Source organism: Amycolatopsis oliviviridis (assembly GCF_014654365.1).
GTDB classification, from domain to species: domain Bacteria; phylum Actinomycetota; class Actinomycetes; order Mycobacteriales; family Pseudonocardiaceae; genus Amycolatopsis; species Amycolatopsis oliviviridis.
Window position 1 is genome coordinate 679334 of sequence record NZ_BNAY01000004.1, and the last position, 15282, is coordinate 694615.

At 69.7% G+C, this 15282-nt stretch carries 15 protein-coding genes; 12 read left to right on the forward strand and 3 right to left on the reverse strand.

Annotation, left to right across the window (positions count from 1 at the left end; genetic code table 11):
• Nucleotides 1-175 precede the first annotated feature (175 nt).
• From IE302_RS21215 to IE302_RS21230, 4 genes are all read left to right on the forward strand, one after another.
• On the forward strand, nt 176-400 hold the full coding sequence (locus tag IE302_RS21215) for a helix-turn-helix domain-containing protein (RefSeq protein ID WP_005151704.1): 225 nt from the start codon (nt 176-178) through the stop codon (nt 398-400).
• A gap of 145 nt (nt 401-545) precedes the next feature.
• A complete protein-coding gene (locus tag IE302_RS21220) occupies nt 546-647 on the forward strand; it encodes a 30S ribosomal protein bS22 (protein WP_007030867.1) in 102 nt (33 codons plus the stop codon).
• A gap of 286 nt (nt 648-933) precedes the next feature.
• Nucleotides 934-1983: an NAD-dependent epimerase/dehydratase family protein gene (locus IE302_RS21225; RefSeq protein WP_191256200.1), complete on the forward strand. Its 1050-nt coding sequence runs from the start codon at nt 934-936 to the stop codon at nt 1981-1983.
• The gene (locus tag IE302_RS21230) at nt 1980-3083 is read left to right on the forward strand and encodes a lysophospholipid acyltransferase family protein (protein ID WP_191256201.1); all 1104 of its coding nucleotides are present in this window, start codon (nt 1980-1982) and stop codon (nt 3081-3083) included. Before IE302_RS21225 ends, IE302_RS21230 begins: the two co-directional genes overlap by 4 nt.
• Before the next feature lie 222 nt (nt 3084-3305).
• On the opposite strand, the gene IE302_RS21235 is transcribed toward IE302_RS21230, so the two are convergent.
• The 3 genes from IE302_RS21235 to IE302_RS21245 all read right to left on the reverse strand — a co-directional run bounded on the left by IE302_RS21235 (nt 3306) and on the right by IE302_RS21245 (nt 6208).
• A complete protein-coding gene (locus IE302_RS21235; RefSeq protein WP_005151723.1) occupies nt 3306-4208 on the reverse strand; it encodes an HAD family hydrolase in 903 nt (300 codons plus the stop codon).
• A gap of 96 nt (nt 4209-4304) precedes the next feature.
• On the reverse strand, nt 4305-5390 hold the full coding sequence (locus IE302_RS21240; protein ID WP_191256202.1) for a DUF5667 domain-containing protein: 1086 nt from the start codon (nt 5388-5390) through the stop codon (nt 4305-4307).
• 110 nt (nt 5391-5500) lie between these two features.
• Nucleotides 5501-6208 carry a sigma-70 family RNA polymerase sigma factor gene (locus tag IE302_RS21245; protein WP_191256203.1) on the reverse strand — a complete coding sequence of 236 codons (708 nt, stop codon included), beginning with the start codon at nt 6206-6208 and terminating at the stop codon, nt 5501-5503.
• Nucleotides 6209-6500: 292 nt separating this feature from the next.
• Here IE302_RS21245 and IE302_RS21250 point away from each other — a divergent pair, with 292 nt between their 5' ends.
• From IE302_RS21250 to IE302_RS21285, 8 genes are all read left to right on the forward strand, one after another.
• On the forward strand, nt 6501-7985 hold the full coding sequence (locus tag IE302_RS21250) for an AMP-binding protein (protein ID WP_191256204.1): 1485 nt from the start codon (nt 6501-6503) through the stop codon (nt 7983-7985).
• 10 nt (nt 7986-7995) lie between these two features.
• Nucleotides 7996-8232 carry a glutaredoxin family protein gene (locus tag IE302_RS21255; RefSeq protein ID WP_191256205.1) on the forward strand — a complete coding sequence of 79 codons (237 nt, stop codon included), beginning with the start codon at nt 7996-7998 and terminating at the stop codon, nt 8230-8232.
• 58 nt (nt 8233-8290) lie between these two features.
• Nucleotides 8291-9826 (forward strand): molybdopterin-dependent oxidoreductase, encoded by a 1536-nt coding sequence (locus tag IE302_RS21260; RefSeq protein WP_191256206.1) that lies wholly within the window; start codon nt 8291-8293, stop codon nt 9824-9826.
• A 247-nt stretch (nt 9827-10073) separates the two neighbouring features.
• Entirely contained in the window at nt 10074-10901 is an 828-nt protein-coding gene (locus IE302_RS21265; RefSeq protein ID WP_373308009.1) for a redox-sensing transcriptional repressor Rex, read from the forward strand.
• Between the two features lie 2 nt (nt 10902-10903).
• Nucleotides 10904-12208, forward strand: a complete 1305-nt coding sequence (locus tag IE302_RS21270) for a glutamyl-tRNA reductase (protein WP_191256207.1) — start codon at nt 10904-10906, stop codon at nt 12206-12208.
• Nucleotides 12209-12215: 7 nt separating this feature from the next.
• Nucleotides 12216-13163, forward strand: a complete 948-nt coding sequence (gene hemC / locus IE302_RS21275; protein ID WP_191256208.1) for a hydroxymethylbilane synthase — start codon at nt 12216-12218, stop codon at nt 13161-13163.
• A gap of 60 nt (nt 13164-13223) precedes the next feature.
• A complete protein-coding gene (locus IE302_RS21280) occupies nt 13224-14756 on the forward strand; it encodes a bifunctional uroporphyrinogen-III C-methyltransferase/uroporphyrinogen-III synthase (protein ID WP_063274401.1) in 1533 nt (510 codons plus the stop codon).
• A 131-nt stretch (nt 14757-14887) separates the two neighbouring features.
• The gene (locus IE302_RS21285; RefSeq protein ID WP_191256209.1) at nt 14888-15256 is read left to right on the forward strand and encodes a hypothetical protein; all 369 of its coding nucleotides are present in this window, start codon (nt 14888-14890) and stop codon (nt 15254-15256) included.
• Nucleotides 15257-15282: the final 26 nt, after the last annotated feature.

Here is a 15282-nt window from a genome sequence, read left to right on the forward strand (position 1 = left end):
TCACCGGCGAACTACCGCATTCAGAGGACGAAATGCGTAGTCGGACGGGCCCATCTCGGTGACTCGCGTCGCTTTAGCCACACGTGTCCCGCTACTCTCAGGAGAGCACGTGCGTGTCGATACCACAGGTGGGGAAGCCTCGTGGCGCGACACGTGTCGAAGGACACGGTGAATCATGCCGCCGAACAAGAAGGATGACCTGGCCAAGGTCAACACAGTGGGTCAGGTCCAGTTCCTGACGGTCGCCGAGGTGGCCACGCTGATGCGGGTCTCCAAGATGACCGTCTACCGCCTAGTTCACTCGGGCGAGTTGCCCGCGGTGCGCGTGGGGAAGTCGTTCAGAGTGCCCGAAAAGGCCGTTCACGAATATCTGCAAGGCGCGTACTTCGACGTGGGCTGAGGCTCGCTTCGCGGAGCACAACGTGCCCGCCCGAGGGCGTCTTCCGGGGCGCGAGTACCCTGGAAGACCGCTCGTGCCTGTGCGCTCCACCCGTTGGACGCTGCGCCGGGCAGCGTGACCGACGACGAAGGAAGGAGCGCTCTCGATGGGCTCTGTGATCAAGAAGCGCCGTAAGCGCATGTCGAAGAAGAAGCACCGCAAGTTGCTGCGCCGGACGCGTGTTCAGCGTAGGAAGGCCGGCAAGTAAGACACAGCCGGTGAGTGGCCCGTCCAGGTTCTGGACGGGCCACTCCCATTCAGTGGACCTTTTCCGCCCGTTCGAGTGAGACGTGCATCCCCTGTGCGAGCGGCGGGTTAATAGCATGTAAGCGCTGACTCGACTACCCCTAATGAGCGGTAACATCTCAAGGGCAGCCGCGCGATGCTTCCAGTGAGTGCAGGTACGCGCACACTCGGTAGATCAATTCGCGTTCAAGGTCATCAGGACCCCGTGATCGAAGTCCGAGAACCGCCCGCAAGCCGCAGGGAGTCCTATGCCGTCGAACATCGTGCTCGTGACCGGGGTCGGGGGAGACCTTGGCGGGAAACTGCTCGCCAGACTCGGCAACAATCCGGAGTTCGAGCGGGTGATCGGCGTGGACACCACGCCCCCGCAGAAGTCGGTGCTGCAGCGTATGGGGCGCGCTGAATACGTCCGGGCCGACATCCGCAATCCGCTGATCGCCAAGGTGATCAGCACGGCCGAGGTCGACACCGTCGTGCACGCCTCGTGCACTGCGCATCCGGCGGGTCCCGCCCGGCGCACGGCGATCAAAGAGGTCAACGTCATCGGCACGATGCGGCTCCTGGCGGCCTGCCAGCGCTCGCCGCTCGTGCGCAAGCTCGTGGTGAAGTCGACGGCCGCCGTCTACGGCGCGGGCGCGCGTTCACAGGCCGTCTTCACCGAGGATTCCGAGCTCATCCCCACCTCGACCAGCGGGTATGCGAAGGACGCCGTCGAGATGGAGGGTTACGTCCGCGGGCTCACGCGCCGTCGTCCCGACATCACGACGACGCTGTTCCGGTTCGCCAACATCATCAGCCCGGAGATCGACACCGTGCTCTCGCGCTACTTCGCGCTGCCGGTGGTGCCGACCGTCTTCGGCTACGACGCCCGGATCCAGCTGCTACACGCTTCGGACGCGCTGTCGGTGTTCGAGCAGGCCACGCTGAACGACAAACCCGGCGTGTTCAATGTCGGCTCGGAGGGGGTACTCACGCTGTCGCAGGCGATCCGGCGAGCGGGCCGGGTCGAACTGCCGATGCCCAGCGGGGTCGTCCCGTCGGTCGGCAAGGTGCTGCGCGGAGCCAGGGTGGTCGACTTCTCCGCCGACCAGGTCCGGCTGCTGAACTTCGGCCGCGTCGTGGACATCACGAAGCTCAAGAAGGAGTTCGGCTACACCCCGCGGTGGACGACGCGGGAGGCGTTCGACGACTACATCACCGGCCGCGGGCTCCGGCCCGTGGTGGACGGCGGCAGGCTCGCCGGGTTCGCGGGCAAGGTCCTGGTGGCAGCGGCGACCGGGCAGGCGGCGAGCCGGTGAGCAGGCCTTACGAGAACGACTCCGAGAACTCTCACGAAGGCGAGGCGGAAGACGTGAGCGGCGCTGAAGCGCAGGTCATCCCGTTGCACGGCCCCGGCAGAGAGAAGCCGGACCCGGCCGCACAGGCGGATCAGGATCTTCGCGAGTCCGACGAAGCGCGAGAACAACTGGAACTCCAACGCCGGGCGGACGCGCCCGTCGTCGAGTTCCCCGGGGCGGCGCGGGTCTCGCCGGCCCGGACACGTCCGGCCGACGCGGACCTCCTGCCGCCCTCGCTCCGGACGGCGCTGGGGTTCCTGCGGGACCGGTTGACCGGTGACTACACCGTCGACGAGTTCGGCTTCGACTCCGAGCTCACCGAAACCCTGCTGCTGCCGCCGTTGCGGGCGCTGTACGAGAAGTGGTTCCGGGTCGACACCTTCGGCGTCGAGAACCTGCCTGCCGACGGCGGCGCGCTGCTGGTGTCGAACCACTCCGGCACGTTGCCGCTCGACGCGCTGATGACCGCCGTCGCCGTGCACGACCACGTCCCCGGCGGCAGGCATCTGCGCGGCCTCGGCGCCGATCTGGTGTTCCAGGTGCCGCTCGTCGGCTCCTTCGCCCGCAAGTCCGGGCAGACGCTCGCCTGCAACGCCGACGCGGAACGCTTGCTGCGCAACGGAGAACTCGTCGGCGTGTGGCCGGAAGGGTTCAAGGGGATCGGGAAACCGTTCTCCTCGCGGTACAAGCTGCAGCGGTTCGGCCGCGGTGGTTTCGTCTCGGCCGCGCTGCGGACCGGGGTGCCGATCATTCCCGTGTCGGTCATCGGCGCGGAGGAGATCTACCCGAAGGTCGGCGAGATCAAGCTGCTCGCGCGGGTGCTCGGCCTGCCGTACTTCCCGGTGACGCCGTTCTTCCCGCTGCTCGGCCCGCTCGGCGCGATCCCGCTGCCGACGAAGTGGAGCATCGAATTCGGCGAGCCCATCCGCACGGACACCTACGACGCGGACGCCGTGGACGACCCGATGCTGGTGTTCACGCTGACCGACCAGGTGCGGGAGTCGATCCAGCAGTCGCTGTACAAACGCCTTTCGCAGCGGAAGAGCGTCTTCAAGGGCTGACCGCCCCGTCCTACGGGAACGAGGTCCACAAAGGACGCCAGGCTTCGTAACGCCCGAATCGGGGCTTCAGCCGTCGCGTCCCTGGCGTGCTTCAACTCGTGACTCGCGTGCTTGGAGCCGTAACTCGCGTGATTGAAGCCGGAACTCACGTGTGACGGCTCCAAGCACGCATGTGACGGTCCCAAGCACGCGAATCCCGGGTTGGAGCACGTGAGTGCCGGGTCAGCGGCGCCGGTAGGCCATTCCGGCCGCGACGGCACCGGCGACGGCACCCACGCCGAGCACCGAAGGCACGCCGATCTTCGCGGCCTTGCGCCCGGTCCGGAAGTCGCGGATCTCCCAGCCGCGTGCCCGCGCGACGTCGCGAAGGCCGCCATCGGGGTTCACCGCGACCGCGGTCCCGACGACCGAAAGCATCGGGACGTCGTTCTGCGAGTCCGAATACGCCGTGCAGCGCTTGAGATTCAGCCCTTCGCGTGACGCCAGCGCCCGGACGGCGTGGGCCTTCGCGCGGCCGTGCAGCAGGTCGCCGACGAGACGGCCGGTGTAGACGCCGTCCTTGGTCTCCGCGACCGTGCCCAGCGCGCCGGTGAGGCCGAGGCGCCGCGAAATGATCGCCGCGAGTTCGATCGGGGTCGCGGTGACGAGCCAGACGCGCTGCCCGGCGTCGAGGTGCATCTGCGCGAGCGCCCGGGTGCCGGACCAGATCTTGTCCGCCATCAGCTCGTCGTAGATCTCTTCGCTGATGTCGGTCAGTTCCTGCACCGTGCGACCAGCCACAAAGGACAGTGCGCGCTCGCGATGGGTCTTGATGTCCTCCTTGTTCTCCCGGCCGCCGAGCCGGAATTTCACCTGCTGCCAGACGAATCCGGCCAGATCGGCGGACGTGAAGAACTTGCGCGCGGCCAGGCCGCGGGCGAAGTAGAAGATCGACGCGCCCATCATCATGGTGTTGTCGACGTCGAAGAACGCGGCCGCCGTCAGGTCCGGCGGGGCGGGCGGCGCGGGCGGTTCGAGGGCTTCGGCGGACGCGGTCGCCATGGCGGCCTCGGCCGACGCCTCGCCCGCGAGCTCGGCCAGCCGTTCGAGCTCTTGACTCTTATCCTTGCCCCGCCAAACTGACACGCACACCGCCTCCGGAATCCCAGGTGCCTGTGCACAGCGTAGCGAGCGGCCGACCACGCTGTCCCGGGTGTGGTGCCTCCCTCACGTGACGCCCTGTCAGCCGATGGTTATCGGCGGTAATCCCGGAATGAGCGGCGGAATCGAAATCAACGGCGGCTTCGGGGTGGTGGTCGACGGCGGAACCGTCCTCGTCGCCGGCGGGGGCGTGGCCACGACGGGCGGCGGCGTTCCGCCCGTCGGCGGCACGAGCGGTCCGGTCGGGGTCGCGGTGTCCACGACGGACGACGACGGCGGCGCCGAGCTCGGCGCCGGTGACTCGGCCGACGCCGACGACGGCGGGGTGGACGTCATCGGCGGCAGGACGGCGTTGGGGGAGCCGGGATCGCGGACGCAGTCACCGGCGGCCGGGACCGCGCCCAGTTCGTCGGACGAGCCCGTGGTGATCGTGTAGCAGACCAGCCGCGAACCGAGGTCCGTCGTGCGGGTCTGGACCTTGTCGAGCAGGACACGGGCCGCGGCGAACTTGTCGCGCGCTTCGGCGGGCGCGTAGCCGACCTGGAGCCCGAGCCGGTCGGACTGCTGCCGCGCCCAGGTGCGGAGTTCGGTCAGCCGGGTCTGGCCACCCTGATCGGTGACGAGCGCCGTCAGCTGCGACACGCCGGCCCGCAGGTCGGTCTCGAAATCGGCGAGGCCGGTGAAGTACGCCTCGGTGGGCGCGTCCTGCCGGGTCAGTTCGTCGAGTTCGCCGACGCGGTTCGCGGCGAACTCCAGATGCTTCTTCGCCTTGTCCCGCTCGTCGAAGGTGAGCCCGAGCGCGGCCGATTCACCTGCTCGTTTGATGCCGTAGAGCGGATCGCCGGGCAACGCGTCCTTGGACAGCAGCAGGGTGATGCCGCCCAGCGCGAGGACGAGGGCGACGGCGGCCGCGGCGAGGTTGGCGACGGCGTGGCCACGGCGCTTGGGCGGGGCTTCGGCTTCGGCGAGACGTCCGGCGATCTCGTCGCGGATCCGCTGCCGGGTCTCCGCGTCGGGAGCGCCGCCGGTGCCCAGTTCGCGCAACCCGCCGACGAGCGCGAGTTCGTGCGCGAACTCGTCGTCGTCCGGGGTGTCGGTGCCGTCGACAAGGTCCGCGAAGCGGTCACCGTCCGCCCGCTCACGCGCGAACCATCCCGGCACGCCCACGGCGAAGTCTCCATCTGATCAGCCCGGTCCTGACCACCGGTCTGGCAGTGAAAACGAGCGGAGACGCCCAAGGGTTACGGCAAGGCCCGGTGAGGAGTAAATATGGGACTCTAACGCAATCCGGTGGGCAGAAGTTGTGCCAAACGGCGTACCGCGCGGTGCTGAAGGGCCTTGATGGCGCCTTCGTTGCGCTTCATGATCGCCGCGGTCTCGGCGACCGAGAGTCCCTGCATGAACCGCAACACGATGCACTCGCGCTGGTCTTCGCCGAGTTCGGCGACACAGCGCAGCAGTTCGGCGCGGGTGGCACGGCTGATCGCCTGCTGTTCCGGCCCCGCGACGGCCTGCACGCCGACGTTCCCGATCGGCGCCCCGTTTGGCTCGGCGACCTCGTCGGTGACGACTTCGAGGCGGAACCGGCTCGACTTCACGTGGTCGAGGATGATGTTGCGCGCGATGGTGACGAACCAGGCGCCGACGTCACGTCCCTGGTAGCTCACCGAGGTGATGCGGCGCAGCGCGCGGAGGAAGGTCTCGCTGGTGACGTCCTCCGCGAGGTCCCGGTCGCCGAGGCGGAACAGGACGTAGCGGTAGACGACGTCGACGTAGCGGTCGTAGAGCCGTCCGAAGGCGGAGGTGTCGCCGCCCTGCGCGGCGCTGACCAGCTCCCACGCTTCGGTCTTGGCGGCTTCGGCGGCGGCGTCGTTCTCGGTGGTGTCGGCGGCCTTGGGCCGCGGCGACGGAGCGGACGGGAAGCCACTCCGTCGGAGGATGTGGCCGGCCAGCATCGAGACGGGGTTGGGCGCGGGAAGAGTCACGGTCCACCTCCCGTTCCGGACAGGGAGGACCGGCCCGCATGTCCCACCGCCGCGTGGGCCTGCAAGATCTGCACGTCCGGACTCCCTTTCTCACCATCGAGTGATCAACACCACTCGACGACGCCCAGCAGCATACGTGTAGTTACCGCGAAGTAGGTAGCGGTGCCGGGGTTACGGAACTGCGACGAAAGCGAGTGACACCCATGACGGTGGCCGAGATGACAAACTGGCAACGCCGTTCATCGAGGGAAGAGGTTCGCAGTTGAGCGCGGAGCAGGTTGCCGATCCAAGTGTGCCCACCTTGCTCGTCGAGGCCGCCCGGCAGTGGCCCGGCAAGGTGGCCGTCCAGGAGACCGGCGACGGGGTCACGCTGACCTGGGCGGAGCTCGACGCCGCCGCCCACACGCTGGCCCGCACCCTGCTCGACGCGGGAATCGAGCGCGGCGACAGGGTGGCGTTGCGGCTGCCGACGTCGGCCGCTTTCGCCGTCTCGCTGTTCGGGGCACTCCGCGCGGGCGCGGTGGTCGTCCCGATCTCGCCGCAGGGGCCGGTGGCGGAGCTGATCGGGCTGCTGGAGCACAGCGGCGCGCGGCTCGTCCTGGAACGCGAAGCCACCGAGGAGCTCCCCGACGGAGTGACAAGCCTCTCACCGCCTGTTACCTCGGATGGAGCAGCCGAACCGGTCGACGAGGCCGGGTCCGGTGAGGACATAGCGGTCATCTCGTACACCTCCGGCACGACCGGTCCGCCGCGCGGCGTGATGCTGTCGCACCGGGCGCTGCTGGCGAACCTCGACCAGCTGAGCCGGATCGTCCCGGCGCCGCTCGTGCACGGCGACCGCGTGCTCATCACCATCCCGTTGTTCCACGTCTACGGCCTGGGGCCGGGCCTGTTGCAGACCACGTCGGTCGGGGCGACGGCGATCCTGTCCGAACGGTTCCTCGCCGAGCGGACCCTGGCCGACTGCGCCGAGTACCGGGTGACCTCGATCGCCGGCGTCCCCGCGATGTACGCCGAGTTCGCCGCGATGGACGCCGACGAACTCGGCCAGGGCCTTTCCACCGTCCGGCGGATGACCTCGGGCGCGGCGCCGCTGCACCCCAAGATCCTCACCGCGCTGCGCGGCGCCACCGGGCTGGACGTCTACGAGGGCTACGGCCTCACCGAATGCGCGCCCGTGGTCACCACGACCCTGGTCACCGGTTACCCGAAGCCCGGTTCGGTCGGGCGGCCGCTGCCCGGCGTCGAGCTCCGGCTGGTCGACAGCGACGGCGACGCGGAGCCCGTCCCGCTGGACCCGGACGACCTCGGCGACGCCTTCGACGAGGACGGCGGCACCGGGCTGGTGTCGATCCGCGGCGCGAACCTGTTCTCCGGCTACTGGCCCGACGGCTCGCACGGCCCGGACGCCGACGGCTGGTTCCGCACCGGCGACGTCGGCTACCTCGACACCGACGGCGACCTGCACCTGGTGGACCGGGCCAACGACCTGATCATCGTCAACGGCTTCAACGTCTTCCCGCACGAGGTCGAGAACGTGATCTCGATGCTGGACGAGGTCGTCGAGGCGGGTGTCGTCGGCGTCGTCGACGAGCGGACCGGTGAAGCGGTGAAGGCCGTCGTCGTCCCCGCGCCGGGTGCGTCGCTCTCGGAACAGCAGGTCGTCGAGCACTGCGCGGAACACCTGGCCGGGTACAAGGTGCCGCACACCGTCGAGTTCGCCGAGTCGCTGCCGCATTCGGCCACCGGGAAGCTCCGCCGTCTACGCCTCAGGTAAGGATGGGGACATGGCGCACCACGTGACCGTCATGACCCGCACCGGTTGCCACCTGTGCGAGGTCGCGGAACAGGACATCGAGCGGATCTGCGGCGAACTGGGGGTCGCCTGGTCCGCCCACGACGTCGACAGCGACCCCGAATGGCGGGCCGAATACGGCGACCGTGTGCCGGTGATCCTGATCGACGACGCCGAGCACGGCTACTGGCGGGTCGAAGAGGACAGGCTCCGGAAAGCTCTGGCGTAACACACTCGTAAGGGGCGATCGGCCGACCCGAAGCCGCTTTCGCTCCGAAGATGGAGTCGTGGACGACGAACGCAGGCTCACTTTCGGCCAAGCCGCACTGACCGGGCTCCTGACTCTGGCGGCCGCTCTCGGCGTCGGGCATCTCGTCGCGGGCTTCGTCGGGTACACGGCCTCGCCGTTCGTCGCCGTCGCGAACTTCGTCATCGACCACAGCCCGCACGCGGTCGTCGCCTGGGCCGAGCGGACGCTGGAGACCTGGGACAAACCCGTCCTCAAAATCGGCCTGGCCGTGGTCCTGGTGCTGTTCGCGCTGCTCGCCGGGCAGCTCTCCCGCCGCAAGCCGCTGCCGGGGCAGATACTCGTCGGCGTCCTGGGCGCGGCAGGCGTCGCCGCCGTCTACGCGCGGACCGACCTCGGGCAGATCGCGCTGCTGGCCCCGGTCGCCGCGACGGTCGCCGGGCTCGTCGTCTTCACCCGGCTGCATTTGTTCTTCCGCCCGAAGGTGTTCTTCGACGACCGCGAAGGCGAGGGACCGGGGAGGCGGAAGGTGCTGGTCACCGGTATCTCCGTCGCGGCGGGCGCCGGCGTCGCCGCGCTGGTCGGCCAGATCGCCGGGACCCGGAAGAACGCCGAGGAGTCGCGCGCCGCCGTCGGCAGGCTCGTCCCGGCCAGGACCGCGCCGCCGATCCCGCCCGACGCGGACTTCGTGAAGTTCGGCACCCCGCCGTATCTCACTCCTTCGAAGGATTTCTATCGGATCGACACGGCCCTGGTGGTCCCGCAGGTCCGCACCGAGGACTGGAGCCTCCAGATCCGCGGGATGGTCGACCGCGAGGTCACCTATCGGTATGAAGACATCCGTTCGCGGCCGCTGATCGAACGCGACGTCACCCTGTGCTGCGTCTCCAACGAGGTCGGCGGTCCGTACATCTCCAACGCGCGCTGGATCGGCGTCGACCTGCGCGACCTGCTGCTGGAGGCGGGTGTGAAACCCGGCGCCGAGCAGCTGTTCGCGACCAGTGTCGACGGCTGGACCTGCGGTACCCCGGTCGAAGCGGCCCTGGATCCGCGACGCGGCGCGATGCTCGCGATCGGCATGGACGGCGAACCGCTCCCGATCGAACACGGTTTCCCCGCGCGGATCGTGATCCCCGGGCTGTACGGCTACGTGTCCGCCACGAAATGGGTCACCGAGCTGGAGATCACCACCTGGGAGGAGCGCCGGGCGTACTGGCTCGACCGGGGCTGGGGCCGCGAGGGACCGGTGAAGACGCAGTCGCGGATCGACGCGCCCGGTTCGGCGGTGACCGCGGGCAAGGTCGTGGTGTCCGGCACCGCGTGGGCGCAGCACACCGGGATCGCGAAGGTCGAGATCCGCGTCGATCAGGGGCCGTGGAAGGAAGCCGTGCTGTCGGCGGAGACGTCGAAGGACACCTGGCGGATGTGGTGGACCGAGGTCGACGTCGCCCGTGGTCAGCACGAGATCGCGGTCCGGGCGACGGACCAGTCCGGCTACACCCAGACTCAAGAGATCGCCGGTACCGTCCCCGACGGCGCCACCGGCTGGCACAGAGTGACGGTCAACGCGCGCTAGACCCGCGTGAAGGCCCCCTTCACGCGGCTCAGCCGAGGGAAGGGGGCCTTCACGCGGGAAATGCCCGGGTGTGGGGTGCGTCATCCCCTCTACCTGTGACTTTGTGCCTGCGTTCACAAGTGGCTACCGTAGATACGTCGCCACCGGAAGCGCCCGGCATCGAACCGGACTCAGCGCCGCGGGTCAAGAGCCGATTTCCAGGTTCGGGCGAATCATGTCGTCAGCAGGACCAGAGGAGCGGACAAGCGTGGTGTCGCAACGAGGCCGGCGCACCCGGGTGACACCGGACGCCGACAACGCGCCCACCGCGGAGATGCCCGCCGTCGAGACCACCGCCGAACCGGAAGCGGTCCGCGCGAAGTCGATCCCCGAGGCCGCCGTCGCTCGCCTCGCCGTCTACCTCCGTGTCCTCTCCGGACTGGCCGAGCAGGGCGCGACGACGATCTCCAGCGAAGAGCTCTCGCAGGCCGCGGGCGTCAACTCCGCGAAACTGCGCAAGGACCTCTCGTACCTGGGCTCCTACGGCACCCGCGGCGTCGGCTACGACGTCCAGGTCCTGGTCAGTCAGATCGAGCGGATCCTCGGCCTGACCCGCAAGCACAAGGTCGCCGTGGTCGGTATCGGTAACCTCGGGCACGCGCTGGCCAACTACGGCGGGTTCCCCGGCCGCGGCTTCCCGGTCGAGGCGCTGTTCGACCTCGACCCGGATCTGGTCGGCGTCCCGGTCGGCGGTCTCCCGGTCTCGCATCTCGACGAGATCCCCAAAGTCTGCGCCGAACGGCAGATCTCCATCGGCGTCATCGCCACTCCGCCCACCGCCGCGCAGTCGGTCTGCGACCGCCTTGTCGCAGGTGGCGTGCAGTGCATCCTGAACTTCGCCCCGGTCGTGCTGCAGGTTCCGGCACATATCGAGGTGCGCAAGGTCGATCTCGCGGTCGAACTGCAGATCCTGTCGTTCCACGTCGCTCGCCGCGCGGATCTGGCCGCCAACGGCAACGGCGGAGGAGACGGTGGCCCCGGGGGCGCCGAGAATGGCAGCGTGAACGGCCACGGCAACGGAATGGTGGTGCGCTGAAAATGAGCGTCTTGGCGGTCGGGCTCTCGCACCGCAGTGCCGAGCTGAACACCCTGGAACGCGTCGCGGTCCCCGCGACCGAAGTGACCAAGGTGCTCCACGAACTGCAGCAGGCCGAGCACGTCAGCGAGGCGATCCTCGTCTCGACCTGCAACCGCATCGAGGTCTACGCCGTCGTCGAGACCTTCCACGGTGGCCTCAACGACGTCTCCGACGTGCTCGCCCGCCAGGCCGGGATGCAGCCCGCGGACCTCTACGACTCGCTGTACGTGCACTACGCGGGCGCCGCGATCGAGCACCTGTTCTCGGTCACCTCCGGGCTGGACTCGATGGTCGTCGGCGAGACCCAGATCCTCGGCCAGATCCGCGCGTCGTACGCCACCGCGCGTGAGGCCGGCACCGTCGGGCGCACGATGCACGAACTGATCCAGACCACGCTGCGCGTCGGCAAACGCGTCCACACCGAGACCGGGCTGGACCAGCTCGGCGCGTCCGTCGTCTCCGAGGCGCTGGCCGCGGCCGGGGACATCGCGGGCAAGCACGCGCTGATCGTCGGCGCCGGTTCGATGGGCGCGCTCACCGCGTCCCACCTGCGCAAATCCGGGATCGGCGAGATCACCATCGCCAACCGCACCGAAGCCAGGGCCGCCCGGCTCGCCGCCGCGAGCGTCGAGCAGGGAGTGCCCGCGAAGGCCGTCCAGATGAGCGGGATCGCGGCCGCCGTCGCCGAGGCGGACGTCGTCGTCTGCTGCACCGGCGCGCAGGCCGCGGTGTTCACCGCCGAACACGTCCCGGCCCGCGCCGGGCGGCCGCTGGTCGTCTGCGACCTCGGCCTCCCGCGCGACGTCGACCACGACGTCGCCGAGCTGGCCGACGTCACCGTGGTCGACCTGGAGACCATCCAGCGCCGCATGCGCGAAGCGGGCACCCCGACCACCGAACGCCAGACCGCGAAGGCCACCGGCATCGTGCTCGACGAGGTGCGCGAGTACCTCGCCGGTCAGCGCAGCGCCGAGGTCACCCCGACGGTCACGGCGCTGCGGCGCCGGGCGGCCGAGGTGGTCGACGCCGAGCTGCTGCGCCTGGACAACCGCCTGCCGGACCTCGAAGCCGGGGTCCGCGAGGAGGTCGGCCGCACGGTCCGCCGCGTGGTCGACAAGCTGCTGCACGCGCCGACGGTGCGGGTCAAGCAGCTGGCCGCCGAAACGGCCGACACTGATTACGCCAACGCGCTGCGCGAGCTGTTCTGCCTCGACCCGCAGGCGCCCGCCGCGGTGGCGAGTCCCACGACGCCGAAAGACGAGTGATCATCAAGTGAGCAGAGTCATCCGCATCGGGACGCGCGGCAGCAAACTCGCCCTCGCGCAGACCGGCACCATCGCCGACGCCCTGCGGGCCACCGGAGCCGAGGTCGAGCTCGTCACCGTGACGACCCCCGGCGACAAATCGTCCGCGCCGATCCCGACGATCGGGGTCGGCGTGTTCACTTCCGCGCTGCGCGAAGCCTTGCTGCGCGAGGAAGTCGACGTCATCGTCCACTCGTACAAGGACCTGCCGACGAAGCCGGAGCCGGGCATCACGCTCGCCGCCGTGCCGCGCCGCGAGGACCCGCGCGACGCCCTGATCGCCCGTGACGGGCTCACCCTCGGCGAGCTCCCGCCGGGTTCGACCGTCGGCACCGGCTCCCCGCGGCGCACCGCGCAACTGCGCGCGCTCGGTCTCGGTTTGGAAATCGTGCCGATCCGAGGCAATATCGACACCCGCATGCGCAAGGTGAGCGACGGAGAGCTCGACGCCGTCGTCCTGGCGCGTGCCGGACTGGCCAGGATCGGCCGGGCGGAGGAGATCACCGAGACCCTCGACCCGATCCAGATGCTGCCCGCGCCCGCACAGGGCGCGCTGGCGGTGGAGTGCCGGACCGGTGACGTGGACATCGAGCACCTGCTCGGTTCCACAGTGGACGATGAAGGCACCCGTGCCGTGGCGACCGCCGAGCGGGCGTTGCTCGCGGCGCTGGAAGCCGGGTGCAGCGCACCGGTCGGAGCGCTGGCGGAGATCGTCGAGGACCTGGACGCCGAAGGGCGGGTCGTCGAGCGGATCTCGTTGCGGGGCACCGCCGCCGTCGAAGGGGACGGGGACGCGGTCGACATGGTGCGCGCTTCCGCGCTCGCCGACAAGCACGAAGCCGAACAGCTCGGCCGGACACTGGCCGCCGAGCTGCTCGACCTGGGGGCGGGCGCGCTGTCCGGCCCCGCCCAGTGAGTCAGAACGTTGAAGGTAGGGCCGCGCTCGACTGCGGCCGCTCAAGAGGAGAACGCACAGATGACCCCCGCGCGTAAGACCACCGGGCGTGTCGCCTTCGTGGGCTCGGGCCCCGGTGACGCCGGTCTGCTGACCGTCCGCGCTCAGGAGCTGCTCGCCAAGGCCGAGGTCGTGGTGACCGACCCGGACGTCCCTTCGGGCGTCCTGGCTTTCGCCGCCGAAGGCGCCGAAGTGCGCCCCGCCGTCGGCGAGGCCACCGAGGTCGCCAAGGACCTGGTGAACGAGGCCAAGGCCGGACGGCTGGTGCTCCGGCTGATCGCCGGTGACCCGCTGACCCAGCCCGCCGTCGTCGCCGAGGTGCAGGCCGTTTCCCGGACCAGCGCCGTGTTCGACATCATCCCGGGCGTCTCGCCCGGCGCCGCCGTCCCGGCGTACGCCGGTGTCGCGCTCGGCGGCACGCACACCGAGGTCGACGTCCGCGGCGACGTCGAATGGGCCGCGCTGGCCGCCACCCCGGGCCCCATCGTGCTGCACGCGACGTCGGCGCACCTGGCCGAGGCCGCGTCCGCGCTGACCGAGCACGGACTGGCGCCGACCACCCCGGTCGCGGTGACCTCCAACGGCACCATCAACACCCAGCGCACCCTGGACACCACGCTGGCCACCGTCGCGAACGAGGCGGGCGAGCTCGTCGGCCCGCTCATCGTGACCATCGGCCAGGCCGTCGGGCAGCGCTCGAAGCTGTCGTGGTGGGAGTCGCGCGCGCTGTACGGCTGGAAGGTCCTGGTGCCGCGCACCAAGGAGCAGGCCGGTGAGATGGCGGAGCGGCTTCGCGGCCACGGCGCCACCTCGCACGAGGTCCCGACCATCTCGGTCGAGCCGCCGCGCAGCCCCGCCCAGATGGAGCGCTCGGTCAAGGGCCTCGTCGACGGCCGCTACCAGTGGATCGTCTTCACCTCGACCAACGCCGTCCGCGCGGTGTGGGAGAAGTTCGAGGAGTTCGGCCTCGACGCCCGCGCGTTCTCCGGCGTGAAGATCGCCTGCGTCGGCGAATCGACCGCCGCGAAGGTGCGCTCCTTCGGCATCATCCCCGAGCTGGTCCCGGAAGGTGAGCAGTCCTCGGAGGGTCTCCTCGCCGAGTTCCCGCCGTACGACGACGTCCTCGACCCGGTCGACCGCGTGCTGCTGCCGCGGGCGGACATCGCCACCGAGACCCTGTCGGCCGGCCTGCGCGAACGCGGCTGGGAGATCGACGACGTGACCGCCTACCGCACCGTGCGGGCCGCGCCGCCGCCGGCCGAGACCCGCGAGATGATCAAGACCGGTGGTTTCGACGCGGTCTGCTTCACCTCGTCCTCGACCGTGCGGAACCTCGTCGGCATCGCCGGCAAGCCGCACACCCGCACGCTGGTCGCGTGCATCGGCCCGAAGACCGCGGAAACGGCCGTGGAGTTCGGGCTCCGGGTCGACGTCCAGCCCGAGAAGGCCGACGTCCCGCACCTGGTCGACGCGCTCGCCGAGCACGCCGCGCGGCTCCGCGCCGAAGGTGCGCTCCCGCCGCCGCGCAAGGCGAAGCGGGCCCGTCGCTCCTGACGATCGCCGTTGAAAGCCCCCTTCCCGCGTTCGCGGGGGAAGGGGGCTTTCTCGTTCCTTAGTGAGAAGTTATCGCTCGCGTAGCGGTGGGCCGTAGCTTCGTGGCCTCGACAAATCACTGGGGAGTGATCATGAAGTCTCTTGCACGGGCCGCCACCGTCCTGGGTGTGCTGGCTCTTGGTTCCGCCGCACTCGCGGGCACGGCGGCCGCGGCGCCCGCCACGTCGTTCGAGGTCTGCAGCCCGCTCGGCTGCGCGGCGCAAAGCGTGCGGGTCACCATCGACCGGGACGATGTATTCGCCACGCTGACCGACAATTCACCGACGGCGGCGCTCCTCGCGCAGTTCATCGTGTCCCCGCCGGCTCAGATCAACTACGTCCACGTCAACGATGGGGTGTTCGAGGTCGTGGTCAACGTGCCGCGCGAGTGGAAGCAGCTGACGGTGAAGGCCTGCAGCACCCTGACCAACTGCAACAGCAAGTCCATCATCCGGCTGTAAGGGTCGCCGACCCAAGTACATGAAGG

Excerpts from the sequence above, each read along its gene's own strand:
- IE302_RS21270 (WP_191256207.1), top strand. The coding sequence starts at position 10,904 with ATGAGCGTCTTGGCGGTCGGGCTCTCGCACCGCAGTGCCGAGCTGAAC.
- IE302_RS21255 (WP_191256205.1), top strand. The coding sequence starts at position 7,996 with ATGGCGCACCACGTGACCGTCATGACCCGCACCGGTTGCCACCTGTGC.
- IE302_RS21225 (WP_191256200.1), top strand. The coding sequence starts at position 934 with ATGCCGTCGAACATCGTGCTCGTGACCGGGGTCGGGGGAGACCTTGGC.
- IE302_RS21280 (WP_063274401.1), top strand. The coding sequence starts at position 13,224 with ATGACCCCCGCGCGTAAGACCACCGGGCGTGTCGCCTTCGTGGGCTCG.
- IE302_RS21285 (WP_191256209.1), top strand. The coding sequence starts at position 14,888 with ATGAAGTCTCTTGCACGGGCCGCCACCGTCCTGGGTGTGCTGGCTCTT.
- IE302_RS21215 (WP_005151704.1), top strand. The coding sequence starts at position 176 with ATGCCGCCGAACAAGAAGGATGACCTGGCCAAGGTCAACACAGTGGGT.
- IE302_RS21220 (WP_007030867.1), top strand. The coding sequence starts at position 546 with ATGGGCTCTGTGATCAAGAAGCGCCGTAAGCGCATGTCGAAGAAGAAG.